Source organism: Mesocricetibacter intestinalis, from assembly GCF_004363295.1.
In the GTDB taxonomy this organism is placed as follows: domain Bacteria; phylum Pseudomonadota; class Gammaproteobacteria; order Enterobacterales; family Pasteurellaceae; genus Mesocricetibacter; species Mesocricetibacter intestinalis.
This window is the reverse complement of the sequence record NZ_SNYQ01000001.1, coordinates 46,039-65,869: the sequence shown is the minus strand read 5'-3', so window position 1 is coordinate 65,869 and position 19,831 is coordinate 46,039. Positions and strand designations below refer to the sequence as shown.

Annotated in this window: 10 protein-coding genes; 6 read left to right on the top strand and 4 right to left on the bottom strand. The window is 49.1% G+C overall.

Annotation, left to right across the window (positions count from 1 at the left end; genetic code table 11):
- The first annotated feature begins 195 nt into the window (after positions 1–195).
- The 6 genes from citC to EDC45_RS00250 all read left to right on the top strand — a co-directional run bounded on the left by citC (position 196) and on the right by EDC45_RS00250 (position 6,807).
- A complete protein-coding gene (gene citC / locus EDC45_RS00275) occupies positions 196–1,251 on the top strand; it encodes a [citrate (pro-3S)-lyase] ligase (RefSeq protein WP_133542307.1) in 1,056 nt (351 codons plus the stop codon).
- Positions 1,205–1,492, top strand: coding sequence for a citrate lyase acyl carrier protein (gene citD / locus EDC45_RS00270; RefSeq protein ID WP_133542305.1), 288 nt, complete (start codon positions 1,205–1,207; stop codon positions 1,490–1,492). Before citC ends, citD begins: the two co-directional genes overlap by 47 nt.
- Entirely contained in the window at positions 1,489–2,382 is an 894-nt protein-coding gene (locus tag EDC45_RS00265; RefSeq protein WP_133542303.1) for an aldolase/citrate lyase family protein, read from the top strand. The genes citD and EDC45_RS00265 overlap by 4 nt, the downstream gene beginning before the upstream one ends.
- Positions 2,379–3,878 carry a citrate lyase subunit alpha gene (gene citF / locus EDC45_RS00260; RefSeq protein ID WP_133542301.1) on the top strand — a complete coding sequence of 500 codons (1,500 nt, stop codon included), beginning with the start codon at positions 2,379–2,381 and terminating at the stop codon, positions 3,876–3,878. Before EDC45_RS00265 ends, citF begins: the two co-directional genes overlap by 4 nt.
- A 79-nt stretch (positions 3,879–3,957) precedes the next feature.
- Complete coding sequence (gene citG, locus EDC45_RS00255; protein WP_133542299.1) at positions 3,958–5,358, top strand: triphosphoribosyl-dephospho-CoA synthase CitG; 1,401 nt, start codon at positions 3,958–3,960, stop codon at positions 5,356–5,358.
- A 6-nt stretch (positions 5,359–5,364) separates the two neighbouring features.
- Entirely contained in the window at positions 5,365–6,807 is a 1,443-nt protein-coding gene (locus tag EDC45_RS00250) for an anion permease (RefSeq protein ID WP_133542297.1), read from the top strand.
- A gap of 85 nt (positions 6,808–6,892) precedes the next feature.
- On the opposite strand, the gene lpcA is transcribed toward EDC45_RS00250, so the two are convergent.
- The 4 genes from lpcA to rpoB all read right to left on the bottom strand — a co-directional run bounded on the left by lpcA (position 6,893) and on the right by rpoB (position 19,599).
- Positions 6,893–7,477, bottom strand: coding sequence for a D-sedoheptulose 7-phosphate isomerase (lpcA, locus tag EDC45_RS00245; RefSeq protein WP_133543227.1), 585 nt, complete (start codon positions 7,475–7,477; stop codon positions 6,893–6,895).
- Between the two features lie 166 nt (positions 7,478–7,643).
- The gene (gene mfd / locus EDC45_RS00240) at positions 7,644–11,084 is read right to left on the bottom strand and encodes a transcription-repair coupling factor (protein WP_133542295.1); all 3,441 of its coding nucleotides are present in this window, start codon (positions 11,082–11,084) and stop codon (positions 7,644–7,646) included.
- Positions 11,085–11,203: 119 nt separating this feature from the next.
- Positions 11,204–15,469 carry a DNA-directed RNA polymerase subunit beta' gene (rpoC, locus tag EDC45_RS00235; protein ID WP_133542293.1) on the bottom strand — a complete coding sequence of 1,422 codons (4,266 nt, stop codon included), beginning with the start codon at positions 15,467–15,469 and terminating at the stop codon, positions 11,204–11,206.
- A 101-nt stretch (positions 15,470–15,570) separates the two neighbouring features.
- Positions 15,571–19,599 carry a DNA-directed RNA polymerase subunit beta gene (gene rpoB, locus EDC45_RS00230; protein ID WP_133542291.1) on the bottom strand — a complete coding sequence of 1,343 codons (4,029 nt, stop codon included), beginning with the start codon at positions 19,597–19,599 and terminating at the stop codon, positions 15,571–15,573.
- Positions 19,600–19,831: the final 232 nt, after the last annotated feature.

Genomic DNA, 19,831 nt, shown 5'->3' with positions numbered 1-19,831 from the left:
GATTTTTTGTTAGAAAAGCTATCGGCTTGTAAAAATTTTTTAATGGAAAGTTAAGCCTTAATCATAGATATCCTGCAAAATGTTAATAGAAGGAAAAAAGCCTTTTATTAGAGATAATCGGCATTTTTTTACTAGAAATTAAGCATTATCTTAACTAGAATGAAAAAGCTACAAGGCTAAACGGACTTATTAATTATGCAACTCGGACGCATTGACAGATGTCAGGAAAAGGAATATCTCAGGATTAAAGATTTTCTTGCACAAAACGAACTGAGCATGGATCGCAATATATTGTCTTTTATCGTCGCCTACGATGAAGAGGGGCATATTCTTGCCTGTGGCGGCATAGCGCCTAAAATCATCAAATGTGTTGCCGTACGTTCCGAACTGCGCCATACGGGACTGGCTTTAAGGCTGGTCGGGGAACTCATTAAACTGGCTTACGAACTGGGCTATCCGCAACTCTTCGTATTTACCAAACCGGAATACGAGCAACAATTTTACCAATGCGGCTTTTTCACTCTGGCAACCGCCCGTCCCCATGTAATCCTTATGGAAAACAGCGCTTCGCGCCTGCATAAACAATGCGAATACTGGCGCTCACTAAAAGTCAAGGGTCGGCATATCGGTGCAATTGTCATGAATGCCAATCCTTTCACTCTGGGGCACCGTTACCTAATCGAACAGGCGCAAGAATATTGCGATCATCTGCATCTTTTTATTCTACAAGAGGAGGCGCCGCCCTTTTCCTACAGAGAGCGCTTCCGTCTGGTTGAGCAGGGTATCGCCGATCTTAGCAATATCAGCCTACATGCCGGTTCCGATTATATAATTTCCAAAGCCACCTTCCCCACTTACTTTCTGAAAGACACTCATATCGCTGAACAATCCTATCCGGAGATCGATCTATATCTTTTTCGCCATTATATTGCGCCAGCTCTGGGAATTACCCGACGTTTTGTCGGCTCGGAACCCCTATGCCCCCTAACCGCACAATATAACCGCAGTATGAGCTATTGGCTAGCACAGGCACCGATAGCCGCTCCGCCGATAGAAGTTATTGAAATCAAAAGGAAAGAGCATGACAAAGCAGCTATTTCAGCCTCTCAGGTGCGTGCCCTTTTCAGGACTAAAAACTGGCATCGGCTGGAAACTTTAGTACCCGCTCACACCCTTCGTTTTCTTCAAGATAAAGGACTATCCCATGAAAATAATACGCCCCGCAGCCGCAGGCTCTCTGGAATCGAGTGATGCCTTAATCCAAGTTGCGCCCGCCGCCGTAACCGAGATTGAAATCAACAGTGTGGTCGGCAAGCAATTCGGTGCAGATATTTTGAATACGGTCGAACAAGTACTGAAACAGCTCGCTGTCGATAGCGCACATATCATCATCGAGGATAAAGGAGCGCTGGACTGCGTACTGCGTGCGCGGCTCAAAGCGGCTCTGCTACGCGCCAGCGCACAGCCTGTAAACTGGGAGAATATTATATGAAACTAAGAAGAAGCCTACTTTTCGTCCCCGGTGCCAATGCCGCCATGGTAAGCAATAGTTTTATCTATCCCGCCGATGCGATTATATTTGATCTGGAAGATGCGGTAGCCCTACAGGAAAAAGACAGCGCCCGCCTATTGGTAGCCCATGCGCTACAGCATCCATTCTATCGGGAAAGGGAATCTATAGTCAGAGTGAATCCGCTGGATTCTGAATTCGGCATGGCAGATCTGCACACAATCATACGCGCCGGGGTCGATATTATCCGTATGCCGAAAACGGAAACCGCCCGAGATGTAATAGATATGGATAATGCCATCAGCGAAATTGAGCTGGCCTGCGGTCGTAGCCCCGGAACCACCGCAATACTCGCCGCCATCGAATCCCCCCTCGGAATAACTCAGGCCAATCAGATCGCAACGGCCTCAAAACGGCTAATGGGTATAGCCTTAGGGGCGGAAGACTATGTACGCAATTTAAAAACCGAGCGTTCGCCGCAGGGTACGGAATTATTGTTTGCCCGCTGCAGCATATTGCAGGCGGCCAGAGCGGCGGGGATCCAAGCCTTTGATACGGTTTATTCCGACAGCGAAAACGATGCGGGCTTTTTGCGCGAAGCGGCCTTGATCAAGCAATTGGGCTTTGACGGTAAATCGCTGATCAATCCGCGCCAAATTGAATTACTGCACAATCTGTTCGCACCGACGGAACAACAGGTCGAACAGGCACGGCGTATTATTGAGGCGGCGCAAGAAGCTGAACAATGCGGTCTGGGTATCGTTTCGCTAAACGGAAAAATGATTGACGCTCCGGTAATCGAACGGGCCAAAATGTTGCTTGAACGCGCCAAATCCGGCATCAGGGAAGAACAGGAAGGAGAAAACTTATGAGCCGACAAGAACGTATTGCAAGATACCGGGGCGAACTCGCCGCCTATCGGCATCAAGCCAAAGAGAATAACCGCCGACATAGCAGCCAAAACCGAAAACTGTGCGCCGATTTGGAACAGGCGATTATCCGCAGCGGATTACAAGACGGTATGACCGTTTCTTTTCATCATGCTTTTCGCGGCGGTGATTTTATCGTTAATCAGGTCATGAACAAAATCGCCGCCATGGGTTTCAAAAACTTAACCTTAGCTTCCAGTTCTCTGATCGACAGCCATTTTCCCCTGATTGAGCATATTAAAAACGGGGTGATTCGCAAAATTTACTCTTCCGGCCTGCGCGGAAAACTGGCGGACGAAATTTCCGCCGGTCTGCTACAAGAACCCGTCAATATTCATTCTCACGGCGGACGCGTCCATTTAATTAAAAGCGGCGAACTGAAAATCGACGTGGCTTTTCTCGGCGTGCCCTGTTGCGACCCCTTCGGTAACGCAAACGGCTACGGCGGTAAAAATAACTGCGGTTCGCTCGGCTATGCCCGCGTAGATGCGGAATATGCCGATAAGGTGGTATTGCTGACGGAACTTGTGGCCCCTTACCCGTTGCACCCCGCCAGTATCAATCAGGATCAGGTAGATTTCATCGTAACCGTGGATGCGGTGGGTGATCCGCAAAAAATCGGCGGCGGGGCCACACGGATAAGCAAGGATCCGCGTGAACTGCTAATCGCCAGAAAATGTGCGCAGGTTATCTTCGCTTCGGGCTATTTTCGGCCGGGCTTTTCCCTGCAAACCGGCTCCGGCGGCGCGGCATTGGCGGTAACCCGCTTTTTGCAAGATAAAATGCGGCGCGATAATATCTGCGCCTCCTTTGCCCTCGGCGGCATTACCGCAGGTATGGTGCGCCTACATGAAGCCGGACTGATAAAAAAGCTACTCGATGTGCAGAGTTTTGATTTGCAGGCGGCCGAATCCCTGGCGCGCAATCCTAATCATATTGAAATATCCGCCAATCAGTACGCCAACTACAGTTCGAAAGGCGCATCGGTAGAACAACTGGATATCGTTATCCTGAGCGCCTTGGAAATAGATACGACATTCAATGTTAACGTACTGACCGGTTCCGACGGCATATTGCGTGGCGCCTCCGGCGGTCATTGCGATACGGCGGCCTGTGCCAAGCTGGCTATTGTAGTAGCACCGCTGCTGCGCGGACGGATTCCGACGGTAGTGGAAAAAGTGATTACCTGCGTAACTCCGGGGGAACATATCGATATATTGGTGACGGATCAGGGCGTTGCGGTCAATCCGAAACGACAGGATCTCATTGCCGCCCTAACTGCCGCCGGTATCGCCCTAATGGATATTGAGCAACTTTGTCAGCGCGCTTATCTGCTGACCGGAAAACCGCAACCGATCCAATTCACCGATAAGCCGGTGGCATTGGTTCGCTACCGCGACGGCTCGCTGCTCGATGTGGTTTATCAAATAAAAAATTAATCCGGTCACAACAGGCCCGGTAAATCTATGCGGAACCGGGCAAAACTTCACCGTTCAGGATCAGGGATGATAACGAACAATGCTGAAAAAATTTCACCGCAGTTTTTCTCTGCACGGCCCTAAAATTTCATTGGCGCAAATCCTGGAAGCCCGCGAACAGCGCAACCTGCGTATGGCTAAATATCTATGCAGATACCGGCTGCCGTTGCTCTCGCTAACAATAAATGCGGTGGGTGAAGTCAAGAAAAACGCCATGACGGATTATCTTTTTGAAAAAAGTCTGGAAAAATTGACCGCTCTTTTTCAGCAACTGGCGCTAATCCCGACAAAATGCCGTATTTATACGCCCGCCAGCGGACAGCAAGCCTTGTTCATCCTTCCGACCGATGCTGAGGCACTAAAAAAAGCCGTTATCATGCTGGAACAAGAATCCTATCTCGGCCGTTTATGGGATATTGACGTAATCGCGGCGGACGGAATACCGCTCAGCCGACAAAGGCTGGGATTCCCGCCGCGCAGCTGCTTACTGTGCCGGGACGAGGCTAAAATTTGCGCACGTTCGGGCAGACATAGTCAAGCGGAACTTAACCGAGAAATGCAGCGTAGAACCGAGAATTACGCATTTGCCGAACAAATCGCCAGTCTGGCGATACAGGCGCTTCGCCGAGAAGTCCGCCTAACCCCGAAACCCGGCCTGGTGGATCAGGCCAATAACGGCGCTCATCGGGATATGAATCTACAAAGTTTCGAACGCAGTGCAACGGCCCTTTTCCCTTTCTTTATCCGTTTTATTTTAATCGGTATACAAACCGCCGCCCGCCCCGAATCGGAAATACTGGCATTGCTCCGCCCGCTCGGTATACGGGCGGAACAGGCAATGTTGCAAGCCAGCGGCGGCATTAATACGCATAAAGGCGCGATTTTTGCCTTCGGCTTAATCTGTGCCGCCATCGGCAGAAGCCATATCCTAAGTGCGGATAAAACCCTCAATATCGAATCCCTGTGCCATACGGCGGCGGGGTTTTGTCAGGGAATAAGCCTCGAACTCAGTGCCGATCCGCAGCCGGCGCAACATAAGCTCAGCGCCGGTATGCTCGCCTATCGCCGTTACGGATTACGGGGCGCCCGCGGCGAAGCGGAACGGGGATTTCCGCTGGCACAAAAGGCGCTAGTACAGCTAGGACATCTTAAGCGAAATCCGCATACGGATCAGGAACACCGGCTGCTTATTGCTTTACTCTACATCATGGCCCATAACGATGATACCAACCTTGTCCGGCGCGGCGGTCCAGACGGTCTGCGCTTTGTGCGTCGGCAAACCGCCACACTGCTGAAGCAGCGGCCTGTTTATCAGGATAAAGCCTTTCTGCAACAACAATTACGCGAGTTTGACCGAGTTTGTATCCAACGTAATCTCAGCCCCGGCGGCAGCGCGGATTTACTGGCGCTGACAATTTTTTTTGACTCTTTAATGAGGTAATTGACTATGGCTCTCAATAAAACCGGAAAACTTATTATCCTAGCGGTCATTCCGACCCTAATCTTTCTGTTGCCCACCCCGCAAGGATTGCCCCTAATCGCCTGGCGCTTATTCGGTCTGTATCTCGCCACTATTGTCGGCTTGGTATTAAAACCCTACGGCGAACCGGTGATTCTGCTCGCCGCCGTCGCCGCGTCCGCCGTCACCATCGGTAATACCGAAAACGCCGCCGCATTGGTTAAAATCGGACAGACCCTCAGCGGCTATCAATCTGGTACCACCTGGTTAATCTTCACCGCCTTTACCCTCAGTTCCGCCTTTGTCATTACGGGGCTGGGTAAAAGAATCGCCTATCATATGATCGATAAAATGGGAAGCACCACCTTGCGCCTGGGTTATGTCACCATGTGTCTGGATTTGCTGCTGGCGCCGGCAACCCCTTCCAACACGGCACGTGCCGGCGGCATTGTCTTTCCGATTATCAACAGCGTGGCGGTCGCCCTAGGTTCGGAGCCGGAAACCTCGCCGAAGAAAGCCGGGCGCTATCTGCTGCTGAACGTCTATATGGTGGTAAAAACCACCAGTTATATTTTCTTAACCGCCATGGCGCCGAATGCCCTGGCCCTATCCTTAATGGGGCCGATTCTGGGAATCGAACTCAACTGGTTGCAATGGTTTCTGGCCGCCTCGGTACCGGGATTGGTTTGCCTGCTGTTTATTCCGCTTATTTGTTATCTGGTCTGCCCGCCGGAAATGAAACGTGTGGATAACCACAGTATCGCCCGTCAGGGGTTGGAGCAGCTGGGGCCGATGAGCTTTCGCGAAAAGGCGCTGGCTGTACTGTTCCTCTGCGCCCTGGGCGGCTGGATTTTCGCCGCCGCACTGCATATTAATGCGACCACGGTGGCACTGGTTACGATGGTATCCTGTATCCTGCTGAATATCGTGTCCTGGGACGATATCCGCAAAAATAAAGCCGGATGGGATACGCTGATTTGGTACGGCGGGATTATCGGCATGTCGGCAATTCTGGAAAAAGCCAAATTTTTCGATTGGCTGGCGCAAACCCTAAGCCACTATGTAAACTTCGGGGCCGATGCTGAAATTAGCTTACTAGTTATCCTGCTGCTCAGCGTATCAGTACGTTATCTGTTCGCTTCCGGCGGTGCTTATGTCGCCGCTATGGTTCCGGTATTCGCCACCGTCGGCAAAGTAGCAGGTGCTCCGGTAGAATTACTGGCACTGGCCTTACTGTTTTCCAACTCCTACGGCGGTTCTCTCACCCATTACGGCGGTGGTCCCGGCCCTATTACCTTTGGTGCGGGTTATAACGATATTAAATCCTGGTGGACGGCGGGGGCAATTATCGCCTTCGGCAGCCTGATTATTCACGCCACCCTCGGTATGGCCTGGTGGAAAACGCTACTGAGCATGGGCTGGCTGGAATAAAGGAAGCGGCATAAAAATCCCCGCAGGGTGCGGGGAATAATCAGTCCGGCGGCGGCCGGATAAGGCGGAGCAGATCGGGTTAATTTCAGGCCTGCTTCGCCATTTCGAATTCAATCAGCATCATCAAAATATGAATGACCTTAATATGAATTTCTTGAATGCGATCCGCATAACGGAAATGCGGAACCCGGATTTCCACATCGGCCAGACCTGCCATTTGTCCGCCGTCTTTACCGGTCATGGCGATCACTTTCATACCTTTTTCTTTCGCCGCTTTAATCGCATTTAATACGTTTTTTGAATTTCCCGAGGTGGACAGGCCGAATAAAACATCGCCTTTCTGCCCTACAGCTTCAATATAGCGGGAGAAAACATAATCATAGCCGAAATCGTTACTAACACAGCTAAGGTGGCTGACATCGGAAATGGCAATGGCCGGATAACCGGGACGATTTTCGCGATAGCGTCCGGTCAGTTCTTCGGCGAAGTGCATAGCGTCGCAGTGAGATCCGCCGTTTCCGCAGGACAATACCTTGCCCCCCTGTTTAAAGCTGTCGGAAATCAGCAGTGCCGCCCGTTCAATCAGCTTAATATTGTTTTCGTCGCCGATAAATTTGTTCAGTACGTCCGCCGCTTCGTCAAGTTCGGCTTTGATTTGATCAAAATACATATTGTCTCCTTGCTGAATAAATAAAATTGTCTGTTGCATACTAACTTCTGCCATGCCGATTGGCAAGCATCGCTAAGATTTTATTTTCATTCAAAAACTTACCCCGCTTTAATCTAAAAGAGCGGTGGAAAATCCTTAAGTTTTCCACCGGGCTAGCCGGGAAAAATCAGGCGATATTTTTTAGCAGTTCCGCCACAAAATCCAGGCGTGCTTTCGCCTCATTCAATTCAATATTGAAACGGAATTTGCTGGCGCCGTCAAAACGGTAAACCTGAGGCGCCTGTCGAATCAACTGTAAAAACTTGCCCGGATCCAAATCCGCATCGGGAGCAAATTCAATAAATCCTCCCTGTGCATAGGCATCGATGCGTAGGATTTTCAATACCGCTGCATTTAAACGCAATTCGGTAATCCGCAGCAAATTCTGTGTGGCTTCCGGTAAAGCGCCGAAGCGGTCGATCAACTCCACTTTCAGCTCGTCCAATCCCTGTTTATTCTCCGCACCGGCGATACGTTTGTAGAAAGACAGGCGCATATTCACATCACCGAGGTAATCCTCCGGTAATAAGGCCGGAATACGTAAATCAATATCGGTCTGGCGGCGGGTAATTTCTTCCAGAGAAGGCTCCCTTCCTTCTTTCATTGCACGTACGGCATTTTCCAGCAGTTCCATATAAAGAGAAAAACCGATGCTTTCAATCTGTCCGCTCTGTTCCGAACCGAGTAATTCACCCGCTCCGCGAATTTCCAGATCATGGGTCGCCAGAATAAAGCCCGCCCCCAGATTATCCAAACTTTCTAAGGCTTCTAGCCGTTTCTGAGCGTCTTTACTCATTAATTTCGGCGGCGGTGTTAACAAATAGGCATAGGCTTGATGGTGAGAACGGCCAACCCTGCCGCGCAACTGATGCAGCTGCGCCAGTCCGAATTTATCCGCCCGTTCGATAATAATGGTGTTGGCACTCGGCACATCGATTCCGGTTTCAATAATGGTGGAGCAAACCAAAACATTAAAACGCTGATGATAAAAATCGGACATGACCCGCTCCAGTTCACGCTCGCGCATTTGCCCGTGTCCGATGGTAATGCGCGCCTCCGGAATAAGTTCGCTCAGTTTTTGAGCGCAATTTTCAATGCTGGCAACATCATTATGCAAATAATAAACCTGCCCGCCGCGCAATATTTCACGTAACACCGCCTCGCGAATAAGCATATGATCGTTCTGGCGCACAAAGGTTTTAATCGTCAAACGGCGCGCCGGCGGAGTGGAAATAATCGACAGATCTCGAATACCGTTCATCGCCATATTCAGGGTACGCGGAATCGGGGTGGCGGTTAGGGTTAAAATATCGATATTTGCCCGCAGCCGTTTGATTTTTTCCTTCTGACGAACACCGAAACGATGTTCTTCATCAATAACCAGTAAGCCGAGATCATGAAATTTTACTTCCGATTGAATCAGTTTATGAGTTCCGATCAAAATATCCACTTTACCTTCTGCCAGATTCTCCAGAATCTGTTTTTGTTCCTTGGCGGTTTTAAAGCGGGAAACCATTTCCACATTAATCGGTAAATTAGCGAAGCGATCACGGAAGTTTTCATAATGTTGTTGCGCCAGTAAGGTGGTAGGTACCAATACCGCAACCTGTTTATGGTTCATTACCGCTAAAAAAGCGGCGCGCATCGCCACCTCGGTTTTACCAAAACCCACATCGCCGCATACTAGACGATCCATGGCTTTCGGCTGACACATATCGGAAATCACCGCATTGATGGCCATTTCCTGATCAAGAGTTTCTTCAAAGGGGAAGCTGGCCGCAAACTGGCGAAATTCTTCGCGCGGATATTGAAACGCAAATCCCTGTTGAGTTTCACGCTGAGCATACACATCCAGTAATTCGGCGGCCACATCGCGGATCTTTTCCGCCGCTTTCTGACGAGCCTTCACCCAGGCATCGCTACCGAGCTTATGCAGAGGTGCATTTTCATCACTACCGCCTACATAGCGGCTAATCAGATGTAAAGCGGCAACAGGAACATAGAGTTTCGCCTCATTGGCATAATGCAGCAGTAAATATTCTGCTTTGATCCCGCCGTTTTCCAAGGTAACCAAACCGCCGTAACGGCCAACCCCATGTTCCAGATGAACCACGGCTTGACCGATTTTTAATTCCGCCAGGTTACGGATCAAAGTATCCGGATTTACATTTTTACGCTTATCACGGCTACGTTGCTGAACCCGTTCGCCGAGTAATTCCGTTTCGCAAATCAGGGCAATGGGTTCCCCTTCTTCCGGCTCAATAATAAAGCCGTGGTTTAGGTTGCTAATTAATAATCCGCAGGGGTGTTGTTCTGCCTGGGATAAATTTTGTATCGGCACCGGTTTCAATTTAAGCGGTGCCAGTAGTTCGAGCAGAGTTTCCCGTCGCCCCTCGGTTTCAACCGAAAATAACTTATGCCCTTTAAATTCCTGCAGAAAATGCCGCAACTGTTGCAAAGGTTCTTTATGCTGAGCCTGTATTTTTAATTCCGGCAGCGGACGTACGCTCAGGTTTTTCTGTTTTACCGAGCTGCGCACCCGCTCCGCTTTTAAACTGATACGCGGATATTGTTTGAGCTGGCGGTTAACTTCGTCAATCCGTAGCCACAGTCGCTCCGGCGGCAATAACGGGCGCATAGGATCAATTTTGCGGCTTTCGTAGCGCTGCTCCGCATCCTGATAAAAGCGCATCGCCTGAGCCTGATTCTGATCCGTATCGATAAATAGGCACTGCTCCGGCAGATAGTCAAATAGGGTGGCCATTTGTGGAAAAAACAACGGCTGCCAATATTCGATGCCGCTGACCAACGTACCTTTGCTGATTTGCTGATAAATATGCTCCGGATCCCGCCGGATTTCACCGAAGGTTTCGCGAAAGGAAGCGCGGAAAAATTCTATTCCTTTCTCATCGCTGGGAAACTCGTGGGCGGGCAGTAAATTAACCGCCTCAATTTCTTTCAGCGTGCGCTGGCTGTCCACATCGAAATGACGGATACTGTCAATCTCATCGTCAAAAAAATCCAGTCGGAACGGCTGCTTACTTCCCATCGGAAAAAGATCCAACAGGGCGCCGCGTACCGCATATTCGCCGTGTTCCAATACCTGTTCTACCGCCCGATAGCCGGCACTTTCCAGCTGCAGACGTAATTTATCTATCACCAAACGATCGCCCTTTTTCACCAACAAAACATTATGGTGCAGATACTGCGGCGGACAAACCCGCTGCAACAGCGTAGTAATAGGTAGGATAAGTACGCCGCGCGGATTATTTTGCAAATAGAATAATGTTCTCAGCCGTTCGGAAATAATTTCCTGATGGGGAGAAAAGGCGTCATAAGGCAAGGTTTCCCAATCGGGGAAAAAACGCACTTCCTGCGTACATAGTTGGCGTAAAACTTTCTCCAAAACCACCGCACTTCGGGTATCAACGGTTACCACCACCGTCAATCCCTCATGCCGGGCAACGATTTCGCTGATTGCCAGCGCATCGGCGCCGGGTAAAACATTGGCTAGAATCTTATGCTCATTAGCCTGAACGGGAATCTCTAAATTGAAATAAGGTTTCATGAATTTATCAGTATGCAACGTAAAACTTCCGCGCTTATTATAGCTCTGTTGCTTTTATTTAATAATTAAAAAGCCCTTATTTAGGTTAAATAAGGGCTTTGTTCTATCGGCCTCTGTGCTTATTCCGCATCATCCGCCATATTCAGCATTTCCGCCAAACTTGCGGTAGGATCTTCAGCGATAAGATTGAATTCCGCTTCGATTTCCGCTTCGTCCGCCGCTGAGAATTTCACTTCGTTTTCATCCGCAATATTCACAAGGTTATGACGGTTTTTCACCCGATTCTGGTGATAGGCGAAACCGGTACCGGCCGGAATCAGACGACCTACGATAACGTTCTCTTTCAGACCGCGCAGTTCGTCGCGTTTACCGGCAACCGCCGCTTCTGTCAACACGCGCGTCGTTTCCTGGAAGGATGCCGCCGAAATAAAGGACTCGGTAGCAAGAGAAGCCTTGGTGATACCAAGCAGCTCGCGCTCGAACTCTACCAAAGGTTTGCCTTCCGCCGCACGTTTACGGTTGACGATTTTCACCCGTGCCACTTCAACCTGTTCCCCTTCAAGGAACTCTGAATCGTAAGCATTGGTGATAATCGCTTTACGCAACATCTGACGAACGATAACTTCAATGTGTTTATCGTTAATTTTTACCCCTTGTAGGCGGTAAACTTCCTGCACTTCGTTGACGATATAATCGGTTACCGCATGTACGCCGCGTAAACGTAAAATATCATGCGGCGTTTCCGCGCCGTCGGAGATTAAATCGCCGCGCTGTACCATTTCGCCTTCAAATACGTTGAGCTGACGCCATTTCGGAATCATTTCTTCATAGGCTTCACCCTCAACCGGGGTAATCAGTAAACGACGTTTGCCCTTGGTTTCTTTACCGAAGGAAACAATACCGGAAATTTCCGCCAAAATGGCCGGCTCTTTCGGTTTACGCGCTTCGAAAAGATCCGCTACGCGCGGCAGACCGCCGGTAATATCTTTCGTACCTACGGATTCTTGTGGAATACGAGCCAGAGGTTCACCCACATGTACTTCGGCACCGTCATCTAAGGTAACAATCGCTTTACCCGGCAGGAAGTACTGCGCCACCACATCGGTACCGGAAATCAGAATGTCATTCCCCTGAGCGTCTACCAATTTAATCGCCGGACGTAAGTCCTTACCAGCGGTAGCACGTTCACCCACATCCTGTACCACGATAGAGGATAAGCCGGTCAATTCATCGGTTTGACGCGTTACGGTCAGACCGTCCACGATATCGACGAATTTCACAAAACCGCCCACTTCGGAAACCACCGGCATGGTATGCGGATCCCAGTTGGCAACGGTTTCGCCTGCGGTTACTTCCTGGCCGTCGGCCTTGCTCAGCACCGCACCGTAAGGCACTTTATAATGCTCTTTGGTACGACCGAAGGTATCGATAATCGCCAACTCGGTATTACGTGAAGTAAGTACCAGTTTACCCTCTTTATTGGTAACGGATTTCACATTGGTTAAGCGAATGGTACCGGTATTTTTCACCTGTACGCTGGATTCTTTCGCCGCTGCGGAAGCCGCACCACCGATATGGAAGGTACGCATGGTTAACTGAGTTCCCGGTTCACCGATAGACTGTGCGGCGATAACCCCAACCGCTTCCCCCTGATTAATCAGGTGGCCGCGGGCCAGATCACGACCGTAACATTTAGCACATACGCCGAAATCCGTATCACAGGTTACTACCGAGCGAACTTTAATACTATCGACGGAATTTGCGTCAATCAGATCACAAAGTTTTTCGTCCAATAAGGTATTGCGAGGAATCAGCACTTCATTGCTACCCGGTTTCAGGATATCTTCCGCCGCCACACGCCCCAGAACGCGATCACGCAAGGCTTCTTTTACATCACCACCTTCAATCAGCGGAGTCATCACGATACCCTCATGGGTGCCGCAGTCTTCTTCAACAATAACCAGATCCTGAGCCACATCTACCAGACGGCGGGTCAGATAACCGGAGTTTGCCGTTTTCAATGCGGTATCCGCCAAACCTTTACGCGCACCATGGGTTGAAATAAAGTACTGTAATACGTTCAAACCTTCACGGAAGTTTGCGGTAATCGGGGTTTCGATAATCGAACCGTCCGGACGCGCCATCAGACCGCGCATACCCGCCAACTGACGAATCTGCGCCGCAGAACCACGAGCACCGGAATCCGCCATCATAAAGATGCTGTTAAAGGACGCCTGTTTTTCCGGCTGGCCATCGCGGTTAATCACTTCTTCGGTAGAAAGATTTTCCATCATCGCCTTGGCCACGCGTTCGTTCGCCGCCGCCCAGATATCGATCACTTTATTATAGCGTTCGCCTGCGGTTACCAAACCGGACTGGAATTGTTCCTGAATTTCCGCTACTTCGTGTTCCGCAGCGGAAATAATTTCGTATTTCTTGGTCGGAATAACCATATCGTCGATACCGACGGAAGAACCGGAACGCGCCGCATAAGCAAAACCGGTATACATGATCTGGTCGGCAAACATAACGCTCGGCTTCATGCCCAGACGACGATAGCTTTCGTTAATCAGTTTGGAGATCGCCTTTTTACCCAAAGTTTGGTTGAATAAATTAAACGACATGCCTTTCGGCGCAATCATCCACAAAATCGCACGACCGATGGTGGTATCCACCAAATTGGTCTGCGCATCAAATTCGCCCGCTTCGTTTTTTACATATTCGGTGATACGTACTTTAACCCGTGCATGTAATTCCGCCTGACCGGTACGATAGGCTTTTTCCGCTTCGCGCGGATCCTGCAGCAACATACCTTCGCCCTTGGCGTTTACTTTCTCGCGAGTCATATAGTAAAGACCCAATACCACGTCCTGCGAAGGTACGATAATAGGATCACCGTTGGCCGGAGATAAGATGTTATTCGTTGACATCATCAGCGCACGCGCTTCCAGCTGGGCTTCAAGGGTCAAAGGAACGTGAACCGCCATCTGGTCGCCGTCGAAGTCCGCGTTAAAGGCCGCACATACCAACGGGTGCAACTGAATGGCTTTACCCTCGATCAGTATAGGTTCAAAAGCCTGAATACCTAAACGGTGCAATGTCGGCGCACGGTTTAACAGAATCGGATGTTCGCGAATAACTTCGGCTAAGATATCCCATACGATAGCGTCTTCACGTTCCACCATTTTCTTCGCTGCTTTAATCGTTGAAGCGAATCCGCGGCTTTCCAATTTGGCATAAATAAACGGACGGAATAATTCCAACGCCATTTTTTTCGGCAAACCGCACTGATGCAGATGCAGGTAAGGTCCTACGGTAATTACCGAACGACCGGAGTAATCCACACGTTTACCCAAGAGGTTCTGACGGAAACGACCCTGTTTACCCTTGATCATATCGGCCAAGGATTTTAACGGACGTTTGTTTGAACCGGTAATGGCGCGACCGCGTCTGCCGTTATCCAATAAAGCGTCAACGGATTCCTGTAGCATACGTTTCTCGTTGCGTACGATAATATCCGGTGCAATCAGATCCAATAAGCGTTTTAAACGATTGTTACGGTTAATTACGCGACGGTACAAATCGTTCAGATCGGAGGTAGCGAAACGACCGCCGTCCAAAGGAACCAACGGACGCAGATCCGGCGGCAGCACCGGTAATACGTTCATTACCATCCATTCCGGTTTATTGCCGGACTGAATAAAAGCTTCCAATAATTTCAGGCGTTTAGTGATTTTTTTGCGTTTCGTTTCGGAATTGGTTTCCTGCAGCTCTTCGCGTAATTTTTCACATTCCTGAGCCAAATCCATATCGCGCAATAAGGCCTGAATGGCTTCCGCCCCCATTTTCGCATCAAATTCGTCTGCCCAGCGATCTTCCGCATCCATAAATTGTTCTTCGGTTAACAGCTGACCTTTTTCCAAATCGGTCATACCGGGTTCAATCACAATATAGGATTCAAAATACAATACGCGTTCAATATCGCGCAACGGCATATCTAATAATAAACCGATGCGGGACGGCAGAGATTTCAAAAACCAGATATGGGCCACCGGCGAAGCTAGTTCGATATGCCCCATACGTTCACGACGTACTTTGGTCTGAGTAACTTCAACGCCGCATTTTTCACAGATAACGCCGCGATGTTTCAAACGTTTATATTTACCGCACAAACATTCGTAATCTTTCACCGGTCCGAAGATACGTGCACAAAACAGGCCGTCCCGTTCCGGTTTGAAGGTTCGGTAGTTGATGGTTTCCGGTTTTTTCACTTCGCCGAATGACCAAGAACGGATCATATCCGGTGAGGCTAAACCGATTTTGATCACATCAAAATCTTCACTGGATTTTGATTGCGCTTTTAAAAACTTAACTAAGTCTTTCACAGATTTGCTCCTGTCGGAGTTAAACTTATTCAAGTGCGGTTAAAAAACTTTAAAATTTTCGACCGCACTTGAGCTTACTTTGGTTTATCGCCCTGTCGGGATTACTCTTCGTCCAGATCGATATTTAACCCGAGTGAACGGATTTCTTTCATAATCACGTTGAAAGATTCCGGTGTGCCCGGATCCATCTGGTGCGTACCGCTGACAATATTCTTATACATTTTGGTACGACCGTTCACATCATCGGATTTAACGGTTAGCATTTCCTGTAAGGTGTAGGCCGCGCCATAGGCTTCCAGCGCCCAAACTTCCATCTCACCGAAACGCTGACCACCGAACTGCGCTTTACCGCCTAGCGGTTGCTGAGTTACCAGACTGTAAGAACCGGTTGAACGAGCATGCATTTTGTCGTCCACCAGGTGGTTCAGTTTGAGCATATACATATAGCCGACAGTAACCTGACGCTCGAATTTCTCACCGGTACGTCCGTCATACAATGTAATCTGGCCGGAAGTCGGTAATCCGCCCAGTGCCAGAAGATCTTTGATCTCTTCTTCGTGCGCACCGTCGAAAACCGGCGTCGCCAGCGGCATACCCTTACGCAGGTTATGTGCCAGACGCATCACTTCTTCGTCAGTAAAGGTACTCAAATCCACTTTCTGCGAACCGCCGCCCAAATCATAGGCTTTTTGAATGTAGCCGCGCAGTTTCTCGACTTCCTGCTTCTGTTTCAGCATGGCGTTGATTTGATCACCGATACCTTTCGCCGCCAGACCCAAGTGAGTTTCAAGAATCTGACCGATATTCATACGTGAAGGAACCCCGAGCGGGTTAAGTACGATTTCCACCGGCTGACCGTTTTCATCATACGGCATATCTTCAACCGGGTTAATTTTCGAGATAACCCCTTTGTTACCATGGCGACCCGCCATTTTATCACCCGGCTGGATCTGACGTTTCACCGCAAGGTAAACTTTAACCACCTTGAGTACGCCCGGCGCCAGATCATCGCCCTGAATGATTTTACCGCGTTTCACTTCCAACTTATGTTCAAAGTCTTTCCGCAGTTCTTCATACTGTTCGGCAAGCTGTTCCAACTGGCTTTGTTTCGCTTCGTCGGCTAAGGTCTGTTCCAGCCATTTCGTCCGTTCCAGATGCTGCAGATCTTTTTCCGCAATACCGCCTTCCACTAACAAATTGCGCACACGAGAGAATAAACCGGCTTCTAAAATTTCCAGTTCTTCCACCAGGTCTTTCTTCGCCTGTTTTAATTGCATTTCTTCAATTTCAAGGGCGCGCTTGTCTTTTTCCACGCCGTCGCGGGTAAAGACCTGAACATCGATAACCGTACCTGAAACACTGTTTGGTACGCGCAGAGAAGAATCCTTCACATCGGAAGCTTTTTCACCGAAGATGGCGCGCAATAATTTTTCTTCCGGAGTCAGCTGAGTTTCGCCTTTCGGTGTTACCTTACCCACCAGAATATCGCCGCCGCGCACTTCCGCACCCACATAAACGATACCGGACTCATCCAGTTTGCTTAGGGCCGCTTCACCTACGTTAGGAATATCCGCGGTGATTTCTTCCGCACCCAGTTTGGTATCGCGCGCCACACAGGATAATTCCTGAATATGAATGGTGGTAAAGCGATCTTGCTGTACTACCCGCTCGGAAACCAACATGGAGTCTTCAAAGTTATATCCGTTCCAAGGCATAAAGGCTACACGGATATTCTGACCTAAAGCCAGTTCGCCTAAATCCGTAGACGGACCGTCCGCCAAAACTTCACCGCGTCCGATAGGCTCGCCTAAAGAAACGCAAGGAATCTGGTTAATACAGGTATTCTGGTTGGAACGGGTATATTTAATTAAGTTATAAATATCAATGCCCGCTTCGCCCGGTACGGTTTCGTCTTCATTAACTTTTACTACGATACGGGAGGCGTCCACATATTGAATGGTACCGCCGCGTTTAGCCACTACCGCAACACCGGAGTCAAGAGCCACCGCTTTTTCGATCCCCGTACCTACCAAAGGTTTATCCGCACGCAATGTAGGTACCGCCTGACGTTGCATGTTCGCTCCCATCAGCGCACGGTTCGCATCGTCGTGCTCAAGGAACGGAATTAACGCCGCCGCAACGGAAACCACCTGCTGAGTGGAAACGTCCATATAATGGATATCTTCCGGACGATATAAACCGGATTCACCATGTTCACCGCGACAGGTTACAAAGGCATCGGTAAAACGCTGATTTTCATCCAGATTGGAGTTCGCCTGAGCGATAACGTAGTTGCCTTCTTCAATTGCGGAAAGATATTCGATTTCTTCCGTAACCTGACCGTCGATTACTTTACGGTAAGGGGTTTCCAAGAAGCCGTAATTATTAGTACGCGCATACACGGACAATGAGTTGATCAAACCGATATTCGGTCCTTCCGGCGTTTCAATCGGACATACACGGCCATAATGGGTCGCATGTACGTCACGAACTTCAAAGCCCGCTCTTTCACGGGTTAAACCACCCGGCCCTAAGGCGGAAATACGACGTTTATGGGTAACTTCCGATAACGGGTTGTTCTGATCCATAAACTGAGACAGCTGAGAAGAACCGAAAAACTCTTTCACCGCTGCGGAAATCGGTTTAGCATTGATTAAATCCTGTGGCGTAACCGCATCCAGATCACCTAAAGAAAGACGTTCTTTAACCGCTCTTTCCACCCGCACCAGACCGATACGGAACTGATTTTCCGCCATTTCACCGACGGAGCGGATACGACGGTTGCCTAAGTGGTCGATATCGTCCACTTCGCCGCGACCGTTACGGATATCGATCAGTTTTTTCATAACGCTGACAATATCTTCTTTGCTTAATACGCCGGAACCGACGGATTCGTTCAGACCTAAAGAACGGTTGAATTTCATTCGTCCCACCGCAGACAGATCATAGCGTTCGGTAGAGAAGAACAGGTTATCGAATAAGGCTTCCGCCGCCTCTTTTGTCGGCGGTTCGCCCGGACGCATCATACGGTAGATTTCTACCAGGGCACTTAAGCGATCGTAGGAAGGATCAACCCTTAAGGTTTCCGAAATATAAGGGCCGTAGTCCAAATCATTGGTAAATAAAGTTTCGATTGTGCTATATCCCGCCTGAGCCAGCTTCGCCAGGGTTTCCAGGGAAATCTCCATGTTAGCGGCGCAAAGCACTTCGCCGGAGTCTAAATCCACATAATCTTTTGCCGCTACCTTACCGACGATATAGTCGGTCGGCACTTCAACCTTAGTGATATTATCTTTCTGCAAAGCCTTAATATGCCGCGCGGTAATACGACGGCCGCGTTCCACATAGACTTTTCCGTTCGCTTCAATATCAAAGGTCGCCGTTTCGCCGCGCAATCTGTCCGGCACCAGCTCCATTAATAATTTGCTGTCCTGAATCTCGAAAACAATTTTATCGAAGAATAAATCTAAAATCTGTTCGGTAGTATAGTCTAAGGCACGCAGAATAATGGTCGCCGGTAATTTACGACGGCGGTCGATACGTGCGAATAAATTGTCTTTCGGATCGAATTCGAAATCCAGCCAAGAACCGCGGTAAGGAATAATTCTTGCGTTATATAATACTTTACCGGAAGAATGGGTTTTACCTTTATCACTGTCGAAGAATACGCCCGGGCTGCGATGCAGCTGCGACACGATAACACGCTCAGTACCGTTAATCACAAAGGTACCGTTATCGGTCATCAGCGGGATTTCGCCCATGTAAACATCTTGTTCTTTAATATCTTTAATCGTGCCCGGCGCCGCATCTTTATCATAGCTGACTAAACGCAATTTCACGCGCAGCGGGGCGGCAAAGGTGGTTCCGCGAATCTGACATTCGCGCACGTCGAAAACAGGCTCGCCCAGCTTGTAACTGACATATTGTAATTCGGTGCTGCCGTTATTGCTGATAATCGGGAATACGGAACGGAATGCGGCTTCCAGCCCCTGTTGTCCTTCTGGATCTCTCTGAATGAACTTCTCGAAAGAGTCTAATTGAATTGTTAATAAATAAGGTACGTTTAATACTTGCGGACGTTTGCCGAAGTCTTTACGAATACGTTTTTTCTCGGTATAGGAGTAAACCATAGGGTTCCTCTGCTTGCTGTTCAGTGACCCACAATTAGCACACGCAATGCTTTCGCCATTGGTGCAGTGTATTTGATACCGTTTGTTAGATGACCGCACTCTGAACCTTACTTCTGTAGTGGGTTGCCCGAATTAAAATGCTGTATTAATCCGAGTAAAAACAAAAAGCAATTAAACGGCAAATTTGTTTTTGTTTTTTTGTTTCAGTTTGATAGCACAAAATGGCTGATGG

Coding starts and splice junctions, on each gene's coding strand:
- citC (WP_133542307.1), top strand. CDS start 196: ATGCAACTCGGACGCATTGACAGATGTCAGGAAAAGGAATATCTCAGG.
- lpcA (WP_133543227.1), bottom strand. CDS start 7,477: ATGTATTTTGATCAAATCAAAGCCGAACTTGACGAAGCGGCGGACGTA.
- mfd (WP_133542295.1), bottom strand. CDS start 11,084: ATGAAACCTTATTTCAATTTAGAGATTCCCGTTCAGGCTAATGAGCAT.
- EDC45_RS00265 (WP_133542303.1), top strand. CDS start 1,489: ATGAAACTAAGAAGAAGCCTACTTTTCGTCCCCGGTGCCAATGCCGCC.
- EDC45_RS00250 (WP_133542297.1), top strand. CDS start 5,365: ATGGCTCTCAATAAAACCGGAAAACTTATTATCCTAGCGGTCATTCCG.
- citG (WP_133542299.1), top strand. CDS start 3,958: ATGCTGAAAAAATTTCACCGCAGTTTTTCTCTGCACGGCCCTAAAATT.
- citD (WP_133542305.1), top strand. CDS start 1,205: ATGAAAATAATACGCCCCGCAGCCGCAGGCTCTCTGGAATCGAGTGAT.
- rpoB (WP_133542291.1), bottom strand. CDS start 19,599: ATGGTTTACTCCTATACCGAGAAAAAACGTATTCGTAAAGACTTCGGC.
- citF (WP_133542301.1), top strand. CDS start 2,379: ATGAGCCGACAAGAACGTATTGCAAGATACCGGGGCGAACTCGCCGCC.